Source organism: Streptomyces sp. Xyl84 (assembly GCF_059731885.1).
This window is the reverse complement of sequence record NZ_AP029182.1, coordinates 2,190,372-2,210,605: the sequence shown is the minus strand read 5'-3', so window position 1 is coordinate 2,210,605 and position 20,234 is coordinate 2,190,372. Positions and strand designations below refer to the sequence as shown.

Annotated in this window: 14 protein-coding genes and 1 pseudogene; 10 read left to right on the top strand and 5 right to left on the bottom strand. The window is 72.8% G+C overall.

Annotated features, from left to right (window positions below; all coding sequences use genetic code 11):
• Positions 1–3: 3 nt before the first annotated feature.
• The 3 genes from AC6I72_RS09365 to cimA all read left to right on the top strand — a co-directional run bounded on the left by AC6I72_RS09365 (position 4) and on the right by cimA (position 4,121).
• A complete protein-coding gene (locus AC6I72_RS09365; protein ID WP_037858044.1) occupies positions 4–606 on the top strand; it encodes a TetR/AcrR family transcriptional regulator in 603 nt (200 codons plus the stop codon).
• Positions 607–933: 327 nt separating this feature from the next.
• On the top strand, positions 934–2,232 hold the full coding sequence (locus tag AC6I72_RS09360) for an MFS transporter (RefSeq protein WP_498000372.1): 1,299 nt from the start codon (positions 934–936) through the stop codon (positions 2,230–2,232).
• Positions 2,233–2,516: 284 nt separating this feature from the next.
• On the top strand, positions 2,517–4,121 hold the full coding sequence (cimA, locus tag AC6I72_RS09355) for a citramalate synthase (RefSeq protein ID WP_498000371.1): 1,605 nt from the start codon (positions 2,517–2,519) through the stop codon (positions 4,119–4,121).
• Between the two features lie 49 nt (positions 4,122–4,170).
• Here the strand turns inward: cimA and AC6I72_RS09350 are convergent, their stop codons facing one another.
• A complete protein-coding gene (locus AC6I72_RS09350; RefSeq protein WP_498000370.1) occupies positions 4,171–4,791 on the bottom strand; it encodes a GOLPH3/VPS74 family protein in 621 nt (206 codons plus the stop codon).
• Positions 4,792–4,839: 48 nt separating this feature from the next.
• Positions 4,840–6,720, bottom strand: a complete 1,881-nt coding sequence (locus AC6I72_RS09345) for a lectin (protein WP_498000369.1) — start codon at positions 6,718–6,720, stop codon at positions 4,840–4,842.
• A gap of 278 nt (positions 6,721–6,998) precedes the next feature.
• Between AC6I72_RS09345 and AC6I72_RS09340 the strand changes: the two genes are divergently transcribed.
• Together AC6I72_RS09340 and AC6I72_RS09335 are read left to right on the top strand one after the other, a co-directional pair.
• Positions 6,999–10,022 carry a glycoside hydrolase family 3 protein gene (locus AC6I72_RS09340; RefSeq protein ID WP_498000368.1) on the top strand — a complete coding sequence of 1,008 codons (3,024 nt, stop codon included), beginning with the start codon at positions 6,999–7,001 and terminating at the stop codon, positions 10,020–10,022.
• Between the two features lie 138 nt (positions 10,023–10,160).
• Positions 10,161–11,570, top strand: coding sequence for a hypothetical protein (locus tag AC6I72_RS09335; protein ID WP_498000367.1), 1,410 nt, complete (start codon positions 10,161–10,163; stop codon positions 11,568–11,570).
• 17 nt (positions 11,571–11,587) lie between these two features.
• Here AC6I72_RS09335 and AC6I72_RS09330 read toward each other — a convergent pair whose 3' ends face one another.
• Positions 11,588–11,824, bottom strand: coding sequence for a hypothetical protein (locus AC6I72_RS09330; protein WP_366725617.1), 237 nt, complete (start codon positions 11,822–11,824; stop codon positions 11,588–11,590).
• Between the two features lie 315 nt (positions 11,825–12,139).
• Here AC6I72_RS09330 and AC6I72_RS09325 point away from each other — a divergent pair.
• Positions 12,140–12,494 (top strand): annotated as a pseudogene (locus tag AC6I72_RS09325) (ATP-binding protein).
• Between the two features lie 4 nt (positions 12,495–12,498).
• On the opposite strand, the gene AC6I72_RS09320 reads toward AC6I72_RS09325, so the two are convergent.
• Positions 12,499–14,139, bottom strand: coding sequence for a sigma-70 family RNA polymerase sigma factor (locus AC6I72_RS09320; RefSeq protein ID WP_498000366.1), 1,641 nt, complete (start codon positions 14,137–14,139; stop codon positions 12,499–12,501).
• 163 nt (positions 14,140–14,302) lie between these two features.
• The gene (locus tag AC6I72_RS09315) at positions 14,303–14,914 is read right to left on the bottom strand and encodes a YceI family protein (protein WP_498000365.1); all 612 of its coding nucleotides are present in this window, start codon (positions 14,912–14,914) and stop codon (positions 14,303–14,305) included.
• Between the two features lie 259 nt (positions 14,915–15,173).
• Between AC6I72_RS09315 and AC6I72_RS09310 the strand changes: the two genes are divergently transcribed.
• The 4 genes from AC6I72_RS09310 to AC6I72_RS09295 all read left to right on the top strand — a co-directional run bounded on the left by AC6I72_RS09310 (position 15,174) and on the right by AC6I72_RS09295 (position 20,226).
• Positions 15,174–15,680: a hypothetical protein gene (locus AC6I72_RS09310; RefSeq protein ID WP_498000364.1), complete on the top strand. Its 507-nt coding sequence runs from the start codon at positions 15,174–15,176 to the stop codon at positions 15,678–15,680.
• A gap of 106 nt (positions 15,681–15,786) precedes the next feature.
• Positions 15,787–18,210: a polysaccharide lyase 8 family protein gene (locus tag AC6I72_RS09305; RefSeq protein WP_498000363.1), complete on the top strand. Its 2,424-nt coding sequence runs from the start codon at positions 15,787–15,789 to the stop codon at positions 18,208–18,210.
• Positions 18,211–18,361: 151 nt separating this feature from the next.
• A complete protein-coding gene (locus AC6I72_RS09300; protein WP_037858019.1) occupies positions 18,362–19,957 on the top strand; it encodes an acyl-CoA carboxylase subunit beta in 1,596 nt (531 codons plus the stop codon).
• A gap of 74 nt (positions 19,958–20,031) precedes the next feature.
• Positions 20,032–20,226, top strand: a complete 195-nt coding sequence (locus AC6I72_RS09295; protein WP_037858017.1) for an acyl-CoA carboxylase epsilon subunit — start codon at positions 20,032–20,034, stop codon at positions 20,224–20,226.
• Positions 20,227–20,234: the final 8 nt, after the last annotated feature.

Here is a 20,234-nt window from a genome sequence, read left to right as displayed (position 1 = left end):
CAGATGGCCGGTGCGGCACGGGCCCGCAGGAACGCGCCGCCCCGCGAGGAGGTCCTCGCCGCCGCCATGGAGATGATCGCCGAGCGCGGTCTGGAGAAACTCACCATGGCGGCGCTCGGCCGCGAGGTCGGCATGAGCAGCGGCCATCTGCTCTACTACTTCGGCTCCAAGGACGAGCTGCTGCTGCGCACCCTGGAGTGGAGCGAGAGCCGGCTCGGCGCCGAACGCGGGCGCCTGCTGGCCCGTGCCGCCCCCGCCCGCGAACGCCTGGACGCCTATGTCGCCCTGTACGTCCCCGACGGCCACCGCGACCCGCACTGGACGCTGTGGCTGGAGGTCTGGAACCGCTCGCTGACCGCCGGCGACGACGCCCGCGACCGGCAGGCCGCCATCGAGGGCGCCTGGCACCGCGACCTGGCCGCGCTCGTGGCCGAGGGCGTCTCGCGCGGCGAGTTCCGCCCCGTCGACGCCGACCGCTTCGCCACCCGGCTGCGCGCCCTCCTCGACGGCTTCGCCATCCACGTGGCGATCGGCCTGCGCGGCACCGACCGGGAACGGGTGCTCGGCCACGTGCGCGAATTCCTGGACGCGTCGCTGAACCGCTAGGTCCTGTCGTCACATTCCCGTCGTCCGCCCGGAGGGCGGGCCTCGCGGCGTCAGGTGCGTGCTCTTGGCGTGCCGGGCCCTGACCGTCGTACTGGACGTACTCGGGTCTGGGCCCGGTGCGGCGAGAGTGCGTGCATGGCGTCGCGAGGCAGGCGGGAATTCGACGACAGGGCCCAGGCCCGTTCGCACCGCGTCGCCGAGCCGCTGGGCGCGCTTGCACCACCACCCCCTGCGGCTCCCGCCGCTGCCCCTGCCGCTCGCCGTCCCCGTGCGCCGGTCGCCTCCGCCCGATGCGTCGGCCGTGTCCCGGCGGGGCAATGAGGGCTCATGGGACGAGAGCAGTGGAAGAAGATCTGGGTCGGTTCGGCCGGCAACATGGTGGAGTGGTACGACTGGTTCGTCTACGCCAGTTTCGCCACCTACTTCGCGGGGGCGTTCTTCCCGCACGGGAACCCGACCGCCCAGATGATGAACACCGCGGGCATCTTCGCGGTCGGGTTCTTCATGCGGCCGGTGGGCGGCTGGCTGCTCGGCCGGGTCGGCGACCGCCGGGGCCGCAAGGCGGCGCTGACCCTCACCGTCACCCTGATGTCCGCCTCCGCCGTCCTCATCGCCGTCGCACCGACCTACGGGGTCGCCGGGTACGGGGGCGCGCTGGTGCTGCTCCTGGCCCGGCTGCTCCAGGGGCTGTCGGTCGGCGGCGAGTACGCGGCGAGCGCCACCTACCTCACCGAGGCCTCGGACCCGCGCCGGCGCGGCTTCGCCTCCAGCTTCCAGTACGTGTCGATGACCGCGGGCCAGATCGTGGGCCTCGGCCTGCAGATCCTGCTCCAGCGGACCATGTCCGACGACGCGCTGCACAGCTACGGCTGGCGCATCCCGTTCGTGGTGGGCGCGCTCGGCGCCGCCGTCATCTTCTACCTGCGGCGCAGCATGCTGGAGACCGAGGTGTACGAGGCCGACGACAGCGGCGAGGAGCGCGGCACGCTGCGCGCGCTGTGGGCGCACAAGCGGGAGGCGCTGCTGGTGATGGCGCTGACCATGGGCGGCACGGTGGCGTACTACACGTACACCACCTACCTCACCAAGTACCTGTCCAACTCCGCGGGCCTGCCCAAGCGGACCGCGACCCTGGTCTCCTTCACCGCGCTGATCGTCTTCGCCTGCCTCCAGCCGCTCGCCGGACGCCTGTCCGACCGGATCGGCCGCCGCCCGCTGCTGATCACCTTCGCGGTCGGCTCGACCTTCCTGACCGTGCCGATCATGACGCTGCTGCGGCACGCGGGCAGCTTCTGGCCGGCGCTCGGGCTGTCCCTGCTCGCGCTGGTCGTGGTCACCGGCTACACCTCGATCAACGCCTGCGTGAAGGCCGAGCTGTTCCCCACCGGCGTGCGCGCGCTCGGCGTGGCCCTGCCGTACGCCCTGGCCAACGCGCTGTTCGGGGGCACCGCCGAGTACGTCGCCCTGTGGTTCAAGAAGGCCGGGGCCGAGTCCGGGTTCTTCTGGTACGTGGCGGCGTGCGCGGCCGTGTCCCTGGTGGTGTACCTCACCATGCGCGAGACCCGCGACCTGGACCTGACCCGGGTGAAGAACGCCGGGGCGTCCACGCTGACGCCCGCATCCTGAGACATCGGTGAGGACGGGGGCAGGACTGTGCCAGACTGCTCCCGTGCTCTCGTTCGCCATGATTATTGGCAGCAGGCGCGCCGGTCCGCAGTGACCGTCACGTACGACCAGGTACGGGCGGCCACCGTCGTCCTCGACCCGCGCGCAGACCTCTCGCACCCGCGAGGGGTCTTTCGTTTTCCCGGCCCACCTTCAGCCGGGGACGGGGCGCGCGGGAGGATTGGGGGGACGGTGGAGCCGGTTATTCCGGTACGACCGAGATCCCACATCAGGAGCCTTGAGACATGTCCGAAACCAGCCGGCTGGACGATTCGTTCCACGTCTTCGACACCACCCTGCGCGACGGCGCCCAGCGGGAGGGCATCAACCTCACCGTCGCCGACAAGCTGGCCATCGCCCGCCACCTGGACGACTTCGGCGTGGGGTTCATCGAGGGCGGCTGGCCCGGCGCCAACCCGCGGGACACCGAGTTCTTCGCCCGCGCCAAGGACGAGATCGCCTTCCGTCACGCCCAGCTGGTCGCCTTCGGCGCCACCCGCCGGGCCGGCGCCAAGGCCGCGGACGACCCCCAGGTCAAGGCACTCCTGGACTCCGGCGCCGAGGTGATCACGCTGGTCGCCAAGTCCCACGACCGGCACGTGGAGCTGGCGCTGCGCACCACCCTGGAGGAGAACCTGGAGATGGTCCGCGACACCGTCTCCCACCTGCGCTCGCAGGGCCGCCGCGTCTTCGTCGACTGCGAGCACTTCTTCGACGGCTACCGCGCCGATCCCGAGTACGCCAAGTCCGTCGTCCGGGCCGCCTCCGAGGCCGGCGCCGACGTCGTCATCCTCTGCGACACCAACGGCGGCATGCTCCCCGCCCAGGTCCACGCGGTCGTCGCCACCGTGCTGGCCGACACCGGCGCCCGGCTCGGCATCCACGCCCAGGACGACACCGGCTGCGCGGTCGCCAACACCCTGGCCGCCGTCGACGCCGGCGCCACCCACGTGCAGTGCACGGCCAACGGGTACGGCGAACGCGTCGGCAACGCCAACCTCTTCCCGGTCGTCGCCGCGCTGGAACTCAAGTACGGCAAGCAGGTGCTCCCCGAGGGCCGGCTGCGCGAGATGACCCGGATCTCGCACGCCATCGCCGAGGTCGTCAACCTCACGCCCTCCACCCACCAGCCCTACGTCGGCCTTTCCGCCTTCGCCCACAAGGCGGGCCTGCACGCCTCCGCCATCAAGGTCGACCCCGACCTGTACCAGCACATCGACCCCGAGCAGGTCGGCAACACCATGCGGATGCTGGTCTCCGACATGGCCGGCCGCGCCTCCATCGAGCTGAAGGGCAGGGAACTCGGCATCGACCTCGGCGGCGACCGCGAGCTGGTCGGCCGGGTCGTCGAGCGCGTCAAGGAGCGCGAACTCAAGGGCTACACCTACGAGGCCGCCGACGCCAGCTTCGAACTCCTGCTCCGCGCGGAGGCCGAGGGCCGGCCGCTGAAGTACTTCGACGTGGAGTCCTGGCGCGCCATCGTCGAGGACCGCCCCGACGGCACCCACGCCAACGAGGCCACCGTCAAGCTGTGGGCCAAGAAGGAGCGCATCGTCGCCACCGCCGAGGGCAACGGACCGGTCAACGCCCTCGACCGCGCCCTGCGCGTCGCCCTGGAGAAGATCTACCCTCAGCTGGGCTCCCTGGAGCTGGTCGACTACAAGGTCCGCATCCTGGAGGGCAGGCACGGCACCTCCTCCACCACCCGGGTCCTCATCTCCACCTCGGACGGCAAGGGCGAGTGGGCCACGGTCGGCGTCGCCGACAACGTCATCGCCGCCTCCTGGCAGGCCCTGGAGGACGCCTACACCTACGGCCTGCTGCGCGCCGGGGTGGACCCGGCGGAGTAGGGCCGCCCGTGCGGACCGGGGCGGGGCGCGAAAGCCCCGCCCCGGCCGGTCAGGGCCCCCGCCAGATGTTGTCGAAGGCGGCGTTCTCCACGCGCCGCCGCTGGCGTACGCCCTCCAGTTCGGTGACGGCGTCGCCGACGGCGGCCAGCACGGTCACCGCGCTCTCGTCCCCGGGCTCGGCGGCCCGCTCGGCGTCGGCCGGGTCCGGGGCCACGCCCAGCGCGGCGGCCAGGGCGGCGAGGACCGGTTCGCGGGCGGCCCAGCGGTCGGCGGAGGACCGCCGGTCCGGTGCCCCGGTGGCCGGCACCACCCGGTCCACCGGGCGGCTGGGCAGCCAGCGGTGGCGCCGGACGGTGCCGAGCTGCCCCTCCGCCTCCAGTGCGGCGGTGTAGTGCGCGGCCAGCCCGCGCCCGCGCCGCCACAGCCAGTCCTCCACGCTCTCGTACGGCTCCTGGCCCGCCACAGCGGCCGCCGCCTCGTCCAGGAGCGGGTCGCCCGCCAGGGTGCGCGGGCCCGGCCGCAGCCGGTCCTCGACCAGCAGGACCGCCCCGCTCGCCAGCAGGTCGACGAGCTCGGCGCCGGCCAGGGCGAGCGAGAGGTCCCCCTGTTCGACCGGATGGTCACCGGGCACGTCCAGGGTGACGAAGAGCAGATCGCGGGCTGTGCTCATGCCGGGCTCCCGGTGACAGGTCGGACACGACGGTGGCCCGACGATACGTCACCCCAGGTGCCACTTCTGGTTCGCCGCCCCCGTGCACGACCAGATCTGTGCGCGGGCGCCGTCGGCGGCGGAGTTGTCGGTGACGTCCAGGCACTTGCCGGCGGCGGTGTTCACCACGTCACCGGCCGAGGCGTCGTAGGACCACTGCTGCGCGCCGGTGCCGTTGCAGGTGTAGAGCTGGACCTTCGCGCCGTTCGCCGTCGAACCGGAGGTCACGTCCAGGCACTTGCCGAGCGCCCGGACCGAGCCGTCCGCCCCCACCGTCCACTGCTGGGCGGCCGAGCCGTTGCAGGAGTAGAGCTGCACGGCCGTCCCGTCGGCCGCCGAACCGCCCGCCACGTCCAGGCACTTGCCCGCGAGTCCGGTGAACGCTCCGGTCCGGTCGCCGCCGCCCGCCTGCGTCCCGGACCAGGTGAAGGTCGCCGAGGTCCGGCCCGGCAGGGTGTAGGTGGCGTGCTGCCCGCCCCAGTCGAGGGTCACCGTCCGCGCGCTCGTGGAGCCGTTGTAGGCGATCAGCGTCTTGCCGCCGTCCGGGTTGCGCCAGGCCACGTTGGGCACGGACGAGGACGCGGTGGAGGCGATGCGCCGCGCGCCGGGCCGCACGAACTTCGTCAGGTGCCCCATGTCGTAGTACTCGACGGTGTAGTCGACCTGCCCGGACCGCGCGTCCCCACGGTGCACGGTGATCAGCCCGGTGCACGTGCCGCACCCGCCGTTGTGCGGGCCGCCGTTCTGGTCCACGGCGAGGGACCACTTGGTCACCGACTTCGCCCAGTTGCGGGTGTAGTCCACGATGTTCAGCATGTCCTCGTGCTGCTGGTCGGCGATCCAGGTGCCGCCCGAGTGCTCGGTGGCGAAGGCGTCGAGCTGCGGGTACCGGTCGTGCACGGCGGTCTGCTCGGTGACGTCGCCGCCGTAGCCGTGCCAGGCGATGCCGCCGAAGTTCGGGTGCGAGCGGATCGCCGCGTCGTCCACCGTCTGCGCGGCGTAGGCGTCGTAGCTGTCCCAGTTCCAGTCGTGCGCCAGGACCTTGGTGGACAGCCCGGCCGCCTGGAGCCTGGGCAGCAGCTCGTTCTTGGTGAAGTAGGCGAGCCCGGAGGCGTTCCAGCTCATCGACGGATAGCCCGCGCAGCAGGTCGGTTCGTTCTGCGCGGTCACGTAGGAGACGGGGACCCCCTGGTCGCGGTAGCCCTGGAGGTACTTCACGAAGTACGCGGCGTACGCCCCGTAGTCCTCGGCCTTCAGCCAGCCGCCGTTGAGCTGCCCGCTGTCCTTCATCCAGGCGGGCGCGGTCCACGGCGAGGCCATCACCGTCAGCGACGGGTTGAGCCCGAGCGCCTGCCGGGTCAGCGGCACCACGTCCGCCAGGTCGTGCGCCAGCGAGAACCCGGCCAGCGACGGATCGCTCTGCCCGGCCGGGACGTCGTCGTAGGTGTATCCGAAGCGGGCCAGGTCCGAGGCGCCCATCGGGTTGCGCAGGAAGGACAGCCCGATGCCGTCCGTGGGGGAGAAGAGCTTGCGCAGGACGGCGTCCCGAGTGGCCTGGGACAGGGTCCCGCTGCTGTTCATCAGCCAGGCCGCGGTGTCCGTGAAGGAGGCTCCGGCGCCGGTGAAGGTCTGGTAGCGGGTGTTCTCGTCGACGGTGATGTGCTCGCCGCCGCCACCGGTGCCGGACTGGAAGGCGAACGGGGCCTGCGGCTCCAGACCGCGCACCACGTGCCGGCCGCCGGAGTCGTCGGTGGTGGTCAGCCACACGGAGACCTGTTCGCCGGCGGCCCGGGCCGGCGGGGCGCCCAGCGTGGTCAGGCCGGCGGTCAGCCCGGCGGTGGTGAGCAGTCCGGCCAGCAGCAGCCGGGTCGTGCGCGCGAGTCGTCCCATGGTGCGCCGCCCTTCGTCAGGTGGGGGTGGGGGCGTGAGTGGGGGATCGGGCCGTGCGAGCGGTGAGTAAATGACGGCGCGCGGCCCGCGTCAAGGGGTTGCGCGTTCAGAACCCGAAGGGACAACCGTCGTTCCCCGTAAGGGCGTTGCCTGTGTACCGGTTGTGGCGTGAAGCCTTGACGTGGTGAGGTGACCCCCTTTGACTCACGCTGTGATCTAAGCCCTGAGTTGAGCGTTCAGTGACGTGTCGGAACAGTCCGGATACCGAGGGAAGGTCCATGCGAAGAACCGCCCTGCTCGCCTCCGCCGCCCTGCTCACCGCACTGCTGCCGCTCGGCGCGGCCGGTGCCGCCGCCGGTGCGGACGACCCCGCCCCCGTGCCCGTCGACCGCTTCGAGGGCGAGGTGCCCTTCGCCACCCAGCCCGCCGAGGGCATCTTCACCTGGGGCGGTGACAGCGACGACGCGCCCGCGCTCCGGCTGGAGGAGCGCCCCGACGCCCCCGAGGGCGCCAAGGTCCTGGCCGGCACCTACGACATCAGCGGCTACGGCGGCTTCACCCACGACTTCGACGCCGGGCGGCCCGCTCACGACTGGTCCGCCCACCGGGGCATCCGCCTGTGGTGGGAAGGCCGCGCCACCGGCAGGAAGATCCCCTTCGAGATCAAGGACGGCGGCGCCGACGGCGAGGCGTCCGAGCTGTGGACGACGTCCTTCACCGACGACTTCACCGGCTGGAAACAGATCGAACTGCCCTTCACCGACTTCACCTACCGTACGGACTACCAGCCCGTCGGCGGTATCGACCACGTCCTGGGCCTCACCCGGATGTGGGGTTACGCCCTGACACTGCCCACCGGCGTCAAGGGCAGCTTCGCCCTGGACGGCGTGGAGCTGTACGGCCGGGCGGACCAGTCCCTGCGCGCCTCCGTCACCACGGACGCGGCCGTGTACCCGGTGACGGAGGGCGCCGCCGCGGCCGTCCGCGTCACCGTCGCCACCACCGGCTCCGCCCCCCTCGACGAACCGGTCACCGTCGCCTACACGACCGCGGGCGGCACCGCCGGGCCGGGTGAGGACTACACCCCCGTCTCCGGCACCCTCACCTTCCCCGCGGGCACCGCCTCCGGCACCTCCCGCACGGTCCGCGTCCCCACCCTGAAGGACCGGTCGGCCGAACCGGCCGAGACGATCCCGCTGAAGCTCACCGTCACCGGTGCCAAGGCCCCCGCCGAGACCCCGCAGGTCGTCGTGGACGCCCACGGACTGCCCTACCTGGACAGCCGCCTGCCGGTGAAGAAGCGGGTCGCCGACCTGGTCTCCAGGATGTCCCTGGCCGAGAAGGCCGGACAGATGACCCAGGCCGAGCGCGGCGCGATGTCCGCGCCCGGCGACGTCGCCTCCTACGCCCTCGGCTCGCTGCTCTCCGGCGGCGGCTCGGTCCCCGAACCCAACACGCCCGAGGCCTGGGCGAAGATGATCGACGGCTTCCAACTGCGCGCGCAGGCCACCCGCTTCCAGATCCCGCTGGTCTACGGCGTGGACGCGGTGCACGGCCACAACAACCTGGCCGGGGCCACGATCATGCCGCACAACATCGGCATCGGCGCCACCCGCGATCCGGCGCTCGCCGAGAAGACCGGCGCGGTCACGGCGGCCGAGGTGCGCGCCACCGGCGTGCAGTGGGACTTCGCGCCCTGCGTGTGCGTCACGCGCGACGAGCGCTGGGGCCGCTCCTACGAGTCCTTCGGCGAGGACCCGGCCCTGGTGGAGTCCATGGAGACGGTCGTCCAGGGCCTCCAGGGCCGGGCCGACGGCCGCGACCTGGACCGCGCCGACAAGGTGCTGGCCACCGCCAAGCACTTCCTCGGCGACGGCGGCACCGAGTACGGCTCCTCGACCACCGGGACGTACACCGTCGACCAGGGCGTCACCAAGGTCACCCGCCAGGAGCTGGAGGCCGTCCACCTCGCGCCCTACGCGAGGGCCGTGGACCGGGGCATCGGCACCGTCATGCCCTCCTACTCCTCGCTCGACATCATCGGCGACGGACAGGGCCCGGTGAAGATGCACGCCCGCGCCGACATGATCAACGGCGTGCTCAAGGGCCGGATGGGCTTCGACGGCTTCGTCATCAGCGACTGGAACGCCATCGACCAGCTCCCCGGCGACTACGCCTCCCACGTGCGGGCCTCGGTCGACGCGGGCCTCGACATGATGATGGTCCCCTACACCTACAAGGAGTTCAGCACCACCCTGGCCGACGAGGTGAGGGCGGGCCGGATCAGCGAGCGGCGCGTCGACGACGCGGTCTCCCGCATCCTCACGCAGAAGTTCCGGCTGGGCCTGTTCGAGCACCCCTACGCCGACACCTCGGGCGCCGCCCGGATCGGCTCCGCGGCGCACCGGGCGGTGGCCCGGCAGGCGGCGGCCGAGTCCCAGGTCCTGCTGAAGAACAGCGGCGGCGTCCTCCCGCTCAGGAAGGACCAGAAGGTCTACGTCGCCGGGTCCGACGCCGACGACCTCGGCAACCAGACCGGCGGCTGGACCATCACCTGGCAGGGCGCCTCCGGCACCCACACCCAGGGCACGACCATCCTCCAGGGCATGCGCAACGCCGGCGGGGACGTCACCTACTCCAAGGACGCCTCCGCCCCGACGAGCGGCTACGACGTGGGTGTGGTCGTCGTCGGCGAGACCCCGTACGCCGAGGGCGTCGGGGACGTCGGCAACGGCCACGACCTCCAGCTCTCGGCCGCCGACAAGGCGGCGGTGGACAAGGTGTGCGCCGCGATGAGGTGCGCGGTGCTGATCGTCTCGGGCCGGCCCGAGCTGATCGGTGACCGGCTCGGCGCGATCGACGCGCTCGTCGCCTCCTGGCTGCCCGGCACCGAGGGCGACGGCGTCGCGGACGTGCTCTACGGCAGGCGTGCCTTCACCGGGCAGCTCCCGGTGACCTGGCCGAAGACGGAGGGACAGGTGCCGATCAACGTCGGTGACGCCTCCTACGACCCGCAGTTCCCCTACGGCTGGGGCCTGACCACGCTGACGCCCGTGCCCGCGGGCGGCACGGCGGCCCTGCGGGCGCTCGGCCTGGCCGCGACGGCGGCCGAACACGCCCACGCCGGGCAGGCGGGCCGCGCCCTCGTCACCCGGGCGCGGCTGATCGTCCAGCAGAAGGCGGCCGGGCACGGCATGAGCGCGGCGGTGGCGAAGCCCTTCGCCGACGCCGACCACCTGCTGCTCACCGGCCGCTACGGCGCGGCGGTGGAACGGCTGACGGCGGCCTACCGGGCGGCGTAGGGGCCGGGAGCACGGTGGGGGTGCCCCGACCACAAGGGCACCCCCACCGGAAGGCCCCCACCGGAAGGCCCCTACCGGGAGGGCATCCCGCCCACCGGCAGGAACACCCGCTTGTCTCATTTCAGGTAGCTTCGAGACATGAAGGCCGTCGCCCCGTCCCGGGCCCCCGTCAGACTGCTGGCAGCACTGACCGTGGCCGTCCTGGCCGCCCTGTCCCTCCTGCTGGCCGGCGTCCCGCGCGCCGAGGCGGCGACCGGCGTCTCGACGATCGCCCAGGCCCTGCGCAAGAGCCCCGTCTACGTCGACCCGGCCGCGTCCGCCCAGCTGCCGCCCGCCGACGCCGACGCTCTGGCGCGCACGATCAAGGACGCCGACAAACCCCTGTTCATCGCCGTCCTCCCGGCCGGCTACCCCACCCAGAACCTCTTCACCGACCTGCGCACGGCCACCGGCGTCACCGGCGCCTACGCCGTCCGCCTCGGCGACCGCTTCGACGCCCGCGCCGACGCCCGGGTGCTGCCGCGCACCGCCGTGCAGAACCTGGTCACCAGCGTCCAGGGCGAGAACACCGCCACCCAGCTCAAGGACTTCACCGACCGGGCCCTGGCGAACATGCACGGCTCGGCGCCCTCCAGCTGGGGCACCTCGGGCCGCTCCACCGGTATGTCCGGCACCGCCCTGATCACCGGGGCCGCCGTCCTGGTGGCGGCCGGCGTCGGCGCGTACGCCCTGGTCCGGCGCTCCTCCCGGCGCCGGGAGGCGGAGCAGCGGGCCGGGCTGGAGAAGCTGCGGGTCGTCGTCGACGAGGACATCACCGCCTTCGGCGAGGAGCTGGACCGCCTGGACTTCCACCCGGCCGAACCCGGCGCCGACGACGCCATGCGCGCGGACTACGAACGCGCGCTGGACGCCTACGAACAGGCCAAACAGTCCATGGCCGCCGCCCGGCGGCCCGAGGACGTCCGCGCGGTCACGCAGGCCCTGGAGGACGGCCGCTTCTCCCTCGCCCTCCTCGCCGCCCGCCGCGAGGGCCGCCCGCTGCCCGAGCGCCGGCCGCCCTGCTTCTTCGACCCCCGCCACGGCCCCTCGGTCACCGACGCCGACTGGACCCCGCCGGGCGGCGCGCCCCGCCGGGTCCCGGTCTGCGCCGCCGACGCCACCCGGCTGGCCGACGGCCGCGACCCGGTGGTCCGCGAGGTCGACACCGCGCAGGGCCGCCGCCCCTACTGGGACGCGGGCCCCGCCTACGGCCCCTGGGCCGGCGGCTACTTCGGCGGCGGCATCCTCCCCGGCCTCCTCGTCGGCACGCTCCTGGGCAGCATGATGGCCGGCCCGGCCTACGCCGCGGACTACGGCACCGGCTACGGCGACTTCGGCGGCTACGGCGACAACGGCTTCGGCGGCTACGACGGCGGCGACGTCTCGGGCGCCGACTTCGACCCCGGCGACTTCGGCGGCGGTTTCGGCGACGGCGGCGGCTTCGGCGGCGGCGGGGACTTCGGCGGAGGCGGCGGCGGAGGGGGCGGCGACTTCGGGGGCGGGTTCTGAGCCCGCTCTCACCGCTCTCACCGCTCGTCGTGACGCCGCCGTACGGATCCCCGCGCGGCGTACCGCGCACCGGCGGCATGCCACCAGCGGGGCGGGGACGGTCCGTCCACCACGGAGGACGGCTGATCGGGATGGAGGCCGAGCCGCCGCAGGGCGCGGGCCTCCACGTTCACCGCGACCGTGCCGTGCCAGTGCCCGTCCTCGTCCCTGCGGCACATGAGGTCGATCCTGATCTCGTGCTCCTCGAACGGCATCCAGTCGATGCCGCGCTCCCGCAGTCAACCGAGCAGGAAGGGCCCCGCGCCGGGCCGCCCCGGCAGGTTCGGGTAGGAGGCGAGGCGAACCCAGTCAGTCGGCGACTCGGTCAAGGAACTCACTCCAGGCTGCGGGGGAGACGGTGAGGGCGGGGCCGGCGGGGGCGGCTTTGGCGAGTGGAGTCGTAGCCATGAGGAGTACGACCTCACTCGTCGGTCCACTGTAGTGATGCACAGTGACGCTCGCTTCGTGAACGTGGAAGTCCAACACCCCCCCCCACGCCCGCGGCCTTCCTCCGGAAGGACCGCAGGTCGGTGCGGACCGCACGCGAGTTCGTACGCGCCGCGCCGGCCGGCCGGGCGCTGACCGAACGCGGCGGCGACGTACTGCTCTGCGTGAGCGAACTGGCCTGCCACCAACGCGCTGCTGCACGGTCTACCGCCGGGACGCGGTTTCGCCGTGCTCCTCACGCTGCACGCGGGCGGCGTCCCGCGGGTCGAGGTGCACGACAGCGGGGGCGGTGAGGTGCGGGAGCCGGAGGCGTCGGCGGAGTCGGAGCACGGCAGGGGACTGCTGCTGGTGGCCGCGCTCGCCGACAAGTGGGGCGTGGAGGGGCGGGTGCCCGGCAAGACCGTGTGGTGCGAGTTCGGGGACCGGCGCCCCGCCTGACCGCCTACATCCTCGCGCCGAAGTCCTGCGTCCACCACGGTCCGCCGGAGCCCCTGTGGACGCCGACGCCGATGTTCTTGAAGGAGCAGTTGAGGATGTTGGCGCGGTGGCCGGGGCTGTGCATCCAGGAGTCCATCACCGACGCCGGGGTCTGCTGGCCGCGGGCGATGTTCTCGCCGTAGGCGGACCAGCGGTAGCCCGCGGCGGTGATGCGCCGGCCCGGGTCCCTGCCGTCGGGGTCGGTGTGGTCGAAGAAGTCGCGGGCGGCCATGTCGTCGGACAGGCCCTGGGCGGCGGCGTCGAGCTGCGGGTCCTCGGTGAGGGGACCGCAACCCGCGTTCGCGCGCTCCTTGTTGACCAGGGCGACGACCTGGGCCACCGTGCCCGCCGGGGCGGGCGGCGCCGGGCGGGTGGCGGGGGCGGTGCGCGTCGGCCGGGGCTGCCGCGTGGGCGCCGCGGGCGGCGTGCTCCGGTGCGTGCGGGGGCGCGTCGACGCGCTCCGGCTCTTCGACGGCGAGGCGGAGGCGGAGGGGGAGGCGGACGGCGTGGCCGAGGGAGACGCGGCCGGGGCGCGGCTGGTGGCGGGCGCGGCGAGGTCCGTGACGGGCGTGACGGGGGTCCGGGCCGCCGTCTCGGCCTCACCCGGGCCGGTGCCCGGCCCGCCGCCGAAGTACCACAGGCCCGTGCCCGCCGCGCAGACGGCCACGACCACGGCGCCCGCGGTGCGGCGCCGGACGCGACGGCGGCGGCGGGCCGCGTCACGGGCGGCGGCCCGGCCGCCGGAGCGGGCGGGAGCGGCGGCCGCTGCCGGGCCGGGCGCGGAGCCGGCCGGCGTCCCGTCGAAGCCGGGGCGCAGATGCGGCAGCAGCGCCACCGGCACCGGGACGAGCGCCAGCCCGGCCAGCAGTCCTTCGGCGGGCATCAGGCCGCTCCACAGCCCCGCGCAGTGCACGCACGCACGCGCGTGCCGGGCTGTCCGCTTGCGCCACAGAGCGGACGGCCGGCCGTCCCAGCCCGCCGCCAGGACCCCGTTCAGCTCCGCGCAGCGCGGCCGGGAGTCGAGTGCCCGTACGACCACCCGGGCGGCCTCCAGCTGCGCCTTCATCCGCTGGACGCGCACCGCCGTGTGCTGCGGGGACAGCCGCAGTGCCGCGGCGACCTCCGCGCGGGTCAGCTCCCCGGCGCACTCCAGCCACCACAGCGACAGCAGCGCCCGGTCGTCGGGCTCCAGCCAGCGGGTGGCCCGCGCCGTCTCCTGCCGCTGGCCGGACAGTTGCAGCCGGACCATGGTCAGGTCGACGAAGTCCCCGCCCGGGTCGGCGACCTCGCTGGCGTCCTCCACGGCGTGCGGGGCGGCCTGCCGGTCCTGCCAGTGCGCCCGGACCCGGTTCATCGCGATCGCCACCAGCCAGGAGCGGAAGCTCGCGGGGTCCCGCAGTGAGTCCAGCCCGTCCAGGGCCCGCAGCATGGTGTCCTGCACGACGTCGTCGACGTCCACGGAGCCGTTCAGCGCCCGGCCCACGACGTTGTAGACCAGTGGCAGATACGCGCCGACCAGGGTGTCCTGGGCCGCCGGGTCGCCCTCGCGGGCGGCGGTCACCAGGGCCACCAGGGCGGCCGGGTCCACCGGGTGCGGTGTGCTCATACGAGAAATTCCCTGTCCCTCGGCGTCGGTCGATGATGTCCGATGCCTGGGAGACCGGGGGAGGGGAACCGAATAACAGTTCCCCGCCGGAAAGTTCCCGTCAGTTTCCGTCACCTGCCCGGGACCCTCCGCGGTTCCCCGCGAAATGGTTCCCGGGAAGTGCTCAGCCCTGCTTGATGGCCGAGATGTCGAAGTTGAGCTTGATCTTGTCGGAGACCAGGACGCCACCCGTCTCCAGCGCCGCGTTCCAGGTCAGGCCCCACTCGGAGCGCAGGATCTCGGCCTTGCCCTCGAAGCCGACGCGCTCGTTGCCGAAGGGGTCCTTGGCGGCGCCGTTGAACTCCAGGTCGATGCTGATCGGCTTGGTGACGCCGAGGATGGACAGGTCGCCGGTGATGCGGTAGTCGTCGCCGCCCAGGGACTCGGCCGCGGTGGAGCGGAAGGTCATCGTCGGGAACTCGTCGGTCCGGAAGAAGTCGGCGCTCTTGAGGTGCCCGTCGCGGTCCGCGTTGCCGGTGTCGATGCTGTCCATCGTGATGTCGAGCGTGGCCGTGGACCTGGACGGGTCGGTGCCGTCCAGGTGCAGGGTGCCCGTGAAGTCCGTGAAGGCGCCCTTGACGTTGGTGACCATGGCGTGCCGCGCGACGAATCCGAGCGTGGTGTGCGCGGGGTCGATCGTGTACTCGCCGGTCAGCGCGGCCGTCTCGGGCGCCGTGGCGGGGGCCGGGACGGCGGCGGTGGTCTCGGTGTCGTTCTTGCGGCCGAAGATGCCCATGGCGTGCTCCTTGGGGACGGTGTCCGCTCGGCGTCAAGGGGGAACGCCGAGGACGTTGAATGTTCAACTAGAACCAACAGGGACGACAGTAACCCCATTCCGTTCAACTTTCAACATCATCCGCCGCGTGTTTTCCGGCTCACGCGCGGTCACGCCGGCCGCCCTCTGGCGAACGCGCGTAGACCTCGGGCACCATCTGCGTGCACCACCTGCACAGCCGTCGCACAGCAAGCCCGGCCCACCGCAGGAAGGGATCCCCATGAAGGCCACCAAGGCCCGCGCCGTCGTCACCGCTCTCGCCCTCGTCGTCGCCCCCGGCGTCGCCGTCGTCGGCACCGCGACCGACGCCTTCGCCGTCACCAAGATCAGCCACGCCACCGCGACCGGGATGTTCCGCCAGTCGGGCATCACCTGGTCCTCCTCCGGCAACTGCTCGGACCGCAACAACCCGACCTGTACGTCCTTCGACCAGCTCAACCTCCCCACCGCCCAGGGCGCCCAGACCCTCAAGAGCGCCAGCGGCTGCGCCCTGAACATCACGGGCGGCACCGAGACCGGCCACGCCTCGGGCACCTACTCCCACTGGAACGGGTACAAGCTCGACTACGGCAAGAACACCTGCGTCACCAGCTACATCAAGAACGTCTTCACCTACATCGGCCTGCGCGGCGACGGAGCCCCGCAGTACAAGTCCGGCTCCGGCAACATCTACGCCGACGAGGGCAACCACTGGGACGTCCTCTACTACAACTGCGGCGGCTGCTGACCCGGCAGGCCGTGTCCGTCCCGCGGACGGCGGCGGCACCGCACCGCCACCGCCCGCGGGGCCCGGCACCGTTGACGGACGCCCGGCCCGCGACTAACCAGTCCCCATGACGAAGCATCAGCAAGGGACCCCCGCCCCCGGAGCCTTCGTACGACCCACCCGCCGCACGGTCCTGCTCACCGCCGCACTCCTCGCGGCCGGCGGCACCGCCCCCGCGGCGGCGCTCGGCACACCGGGCGCCCCCGGCGCAACCGGCGCCTCCGACGACCCCTTCGACGCCCTGCGCGCCCGCTGGCTCGCCATCGCCCTCGGCACCGGCTACGACCCCGCCGCCGAGCCCTACGCCTCCCGGCTCGCCGAGACCGGCCGGCTGGCCCGCGGCTTTCAGGTCACCATGGCCCCCGCCCCCGCCTCCCTGTGGCCCGGCCTCCCCTTCGACCCGCCCTCCGGCATCACGGCCGCCTACGGCAGGCTGTGGACCATGGCCCGGGCATACGTCCAGCCCGGCACCGGCTCCACCGGCGACCCCGCCCTCCTCGCGGACGTGCTGCGCGGCCTCGACCACCTCTCCGCCACCGTCTACCGCCCCGCCACCACCCCCTACGGCAACTGGTGGGAGTGGCAGATCGGCAGCCCGCGCCTGCTCATGGACATCACGGCCGCCCTCCACGACCACCTCACCGGCGCACAGCTCGCCGCCGCCTGCGCCGCCGTCGACCACTTCGTCCCGGACGCGGTGCTGCGCGACTACTCCGGCACCTCCACCGGCGCCAACCGCGTCGACCTGTGCCGCAGCGTCGCCCTGCGCGGCATCCTCGGCCGGGCCCCGGAGAAGACCGCCCTGGCCCGCGACGCCCTCTCACCCGTCTTCCCGTACGTCACCACCGGCGACGGGCTCTACGCCGACGGGTCGTTCGTCCAGCACACCGACGTCGCCTACTCGGGAACGTACGGCCAGGTCATGCTCGACGGGCTGGGCCGGCTCTTCGCGCTGCTGGCCGGGTCGCCCTGGGAGGTCACCGACCCGAACCGGCAGAACATCCTCGACAGCGTCGAGCGCGCCTACGCCCCGCTGATCCACGACGGACTCGTGATGGACAGCGTCAACGGCCGTGCGATCAGCCGGGGGTACCTCACCGGCGACGACCGGCACGTCCTGCGCAGCGACCACTTCCACGGGCAGGGACTGATCGCCGCCATCGCCCTGCTCGCCGAGGGCGCGAGCCCGGCCGAACGCGAGCGCTGGCACGCGCGCGTGAAGGGCTGGATCGAACGGGACACCGTCACCCCCCTCCTCACCGCCCCCCAGTTCGACGTGGCCGATCTCGCCCGGCTGCACGCGGTCGCCGGCTCGCCCGTCGCCGCCGCGCCCGAACCGCCGGGCCACCGCCTGTTCCCGGCCATGGACCGTGCCGTCCACCGCCGGCCCCGCTTCACCGCCGGCCTCTCCATGGCCAGCGACCGCATCACCTACTACGAGTGCGGCAACGGCGAGAACCCGCGCGGCTGGCACACCGGCGCCGGCATGCTCCTGTGGTGGGCGGCGGGCGAGCCCACCGACCAGTACACGGACTGGTTCTGGCCGACCGTCGACTGGTACCGGCTGCCCGGCACCACCGTCTCCACCCGACGCCTCGCCGACCGCGCGGGCGGCGAGTGGGGCGCCTCCCGCCCCGGCGTCCGGTGGGTCGGCGGCACCACGGACGGCACGTACGCGGCGATCGGACAGCACGTCAAAGGGCTCGGCTCCACACTGGAAGCACGCAAGTCCTGGTTCTGCGCCGACGACGCCGTCATCTGCCTGACCGCCGGGATCACCTGCGCTGACGGCGTGCCGGTCGAGACCGTCGTCGACAACCGCAACCTGGGGGAGGGCGGCACCCAGGCCTTCGTCCGCGGGGACGGCTGGGCCCATCTGGAGGGGCACGGCGGCTGGGTGTTCCCCGCCACCGGCCACGGCCCCCGGCCCGGCCGCCCGGAGCTGAAGGCGCTGCGCGAGGACCGCACGGGCGCCTGGTCCGACATCAACACCACCAGCTCGCCCGAGCGCCGCACCCGGCGCTGGCAGACCCTCTGGATCGACCACGGCACCGACCCGGCCGACGCCTCCTGCGCGTACGTCCTCATGCCCGGCGCCTCCCGCCGGGCCGTCGCCGCGCGCGCCGCCGACCGGCACTGGACGACGGTCCTCGCCAACGACGCCGGCCGCCAGGCGGTCTCCGTGCCCTCGCTCGGCCTGCTCGCCGCCACCTTCTGGCGGGCCGGTACGGCAGGACCCCTCACCGCGTCGGCCGGCGCGAGCGTGCTGGTCCGCCGTCAGGGCCGTACCGCTACGCTCTGCGTGAGCGAGCCGCCGCGCACCGGCGAGCCGCTGGAGATCGTCTGGGACACCCGGGGCCGTCCGGTGGACCGCGTGCTGCGGGCCGACGACACGGTCGAGGTGGTCGGGCGAGGCGCCCATCTGGGTCTGCGTGTCACTCCGGGGAAGGCATGTGCCACCCATGAATGTGAGGTGGCTCTCGCACCCTGACTTTGTGTGACCTCTACAACGCCGATCCCCTCTGAGCAGTCGGAAAGGCTGCACGGGGCCGAGGTTCTGTTCAGTGGTACCAGGAAAACGGGCCGGAGACTGTACGGAGTCGACGGCTCGCTTTCCTTGGTGTCCTTCGTAAGGTCGCTACATGACCGTTTTGGAAGAGACGACGGGTGAGCCCACCGGCGAGCCGGCTGACGCGCGCGGCCGGGTCGCCGAGCTGCACGGGATCCGTGCGCAGGCGGTGGCGGGGCCGAGCGAGAAGGCGACCGCGGCGCAGCACGCGAAGGGCAAGCTGACGGCGCGGGAGCGGATCGAGCTGCTCCTGGACGCGGGGTCCTTCCAGGAGGTCGAGCAGCTGCGCCGGCACCGGGCGTCCGGCTTCGGCCTGGAGTCCAAGAAGCCGTACACCGACGGTGTGGTCACCGGGTGGGGCACGGTGGAGGGCCGTACGGTCTTCGTGTACGCCCACGACTTCCGGATCTTCGGCGGCGCGCTGGGCGAGGCCCACGCGACGAAGATCCACAAGATCATGGACATGGCGATCGCGGCGGGTGCGCCGCTGGTGTCGCTGAACGACGGTGCGGGCGCCCGGATCCAGGAAGGCGTCTCGGCGCTGGCCGGGTACGGCGGCATCTTCCAGCGCAACACGAAGGCGTCGGGCGTCATCCCGCAGATCAGCGTGATGCTCGGCCCGTGCGCGGGCGGTGCGGCCTACAGCCCGGCGCTGACGGACTTCGTGTTCATGGTCCGTGAGACCTCGCAGATGTTCATCACCGGTCCGGACGTGGTCAAGGCCGTCACGGGCGAGGAGATCACGCAGAACGGGCTGGGCGGCGCGGACGTGCACGCCGAGACGTCGGGCGTGTGCCACTTCGCCTACGACGACGAGGAGACCTGCATCGCCGAGGTCCGCTACCTCCTCTCCCTGCTCCCGCAGAACAACCGCGAGAACCCGCCCCGCGTGGAGTGCTCCGACCCCGCCGACCGCCGCTCCGACGTGCTCCTCGACCTGGTCCCGGCCGACGGCAACCGGCCGTACGACATGGCCAAGGTGATCGAGGAGATCGTCGACGACGGCGAGTACCTGGAGGTCCACGAGCGCTGGGCGCGCAACATCGTCTGCGCGCTGGCCCGGATGGACGGCCAGGTCGTCGGCATCATCGCCAACCAGCCGCAGGTCCTCGCCGGTGTCCTCGACATCGAGGCGAGCGAAAAAGCTGCGCGCTTTGTCCAGATGTGTGACGCTTTTAACATCCCGATCGTCACTCTGCTGGACGTACCGGGGTTCCTGCCCGGTGTCGACCAGGAGCACGGCGGGATCATCCGGCACGGCGCGAAGCTGCTGTACGCGTACTGCAACGCCACCGTGCCGCGGATCTCGCTGATCCTGCGCAAGGCGTACGGAGGTGCGTACATCGTGATGGACTCCCAGTCGATCGGCGCGGACCTCACGTACGCCTGGCCGACCAACGAGATCGCGGTGATGGGCGCGGAGGGCGCGGCCAACGTCATCTTCCGCCGTCAGATCGCCGACGCTCCCGACCCCGAGGCCATGCGGCAGAAGATGGTCAAGGAGTACAAGGCCGAGCTGATGCACCCCTATTACGCCGCCGAGCGCGGTCTCGTGGACGACGTCATCGACCCGTCCGAGACCCGGGAGGTCCTCATCCGCTCGCTGGCGATGCTGCACACCAAGCACGCCGACCTGCCCTCCCGCAAGCACGGCAACCCGCCGCAGTGACCGCGACGGCCGCCGTCACCCGGCGGACGTGCCGCGGTCATTCCGCGGACCCCTCAGCCACGGAGACTGACACCATGGACATGCCTGACATCCGCGTCGAGAAGGGCCACGCCGAGCCCGAGGAAGTCGCCGCCCTGACGGCCATACTCCTGGCCCGCGCGGCGGCCCGCCCCGCCGAGACCGCCCCGGCCCACCGCGGCCGCCCCCGGGCCGGCTGGCGCCGCCTGGAGCGCGAGAACGGCTTCCGCGCCCCGCACAGCTGGCACTGACCCGCACC

What these genes read in the sequence shown, in the direction of transcription:
- AC6I72_RS09335 (WP_498000367.1), top strand. Translation starts at nt 10,161, where the DNA reads ATGAAGGCCGTCGCCCCGTCCCGGGCCCCCGTCAGACTGCTGGCAGCA.
- AC6I72_RS09365 (WP_037858044.1), top strand. Translation starts at nt 4, where the DNA reads ATGGCCGGTGCGGCACGGGCCCGCAGGAACGCGCCGCCCCGCGAGGAG.
- AC6I72_RS09350 (WP_498000370.1), bottom strand. Translation starts at nt 4,791, where the DNA reads ATGAGCACAGCCCGCGATCTGCTCTTCGTCACCCTGGACGTGCCCGGT.
- AC6I72_RS09320 (WP_498000366.1), bottom strand. Translation starts at nt 14,139, where the DNA reads ATGAGCACACCGCACCCGGTGGACCCGGCCGCCCTGGTGGCCCTGGTG.
- AC6I72_RS09310 (WP_498000364.1), top strand. Translation starts at nt 15,174, where the DNA reads ATGAAGGCCACCAAGGCCCGCGCCGTCGTCACCGCTCTCGCCCTCGTC.
- AC6I72_RS09315 (WP_498000365.1), bottom strand. Translation starts at nt 14,914, where the DNA reads ATGGGCATCTTCGGCCGCAAGAACGACACCGAGACCACCGCCGCCGTC.
- AC6I72_RS09330 (WP_366725617.1), bottom strand. Translation starts at nt 11,824, where the DNA reads ATGCCGTTCGAGGAGCACGAGATCAGGATCGACCTCATGTGCCGCAGG.
- AC6I72_RS09295 (WP_037858017.1), top strand. Translation starts at nt 20,032, where the DNA reads ATGGACATGCCTGACATCCGCGTCGAGAAGGGCCACGCCGAGCCCGAG.
- AC6I72_RS09305 (WP_498000363.1), top strand. Translation starts at nt 15,787, where the DNA reads ATGACGAAGCATCAGCAAGGGACCCCCGCCCCCGGAGCCTTCGTACGA.
- AC6I72_RS09300 (WP_037858019.1), top strand. Translation starts at nt 18,362, where the DNA reads ATGACCGTTTTGGAAGAGACGACGGGTGAGCCCACCGGCGAGCCGGCT.
- AC6I72_RS09345 (WP_498000369.1), bottom strand. Translation starts at nt 6,720, where the DNA reads ATGGGACGACTCGCGCGCACGACCCGGCTGCTGCTGGCCGGACTGCTC.
- AC6I72_RS09340 (WP_498000368.1), top strand. Translation starts at nt 6,999, where the DNA reads ATGCGAAGAACCGCCCTGCTCGCCTCCGCCGCCCTGCTCACCGCACTG.
- AC6I72_RS09360 (WP_498000372.1), top strand. Translation starts at nt 934, where the DNA reads ATGGGACGAGAGCAGTGGAAGAAGATCTGGGTCGGTTCGGCCGGCAAC.
- cimA (WP_498000371.1), top strand. Translation starts at nt 2,517, where the DNA reads ATGTCCGAAACCAGCCGGCTGGACGATTCGTTCCACGTCTTCGACACC.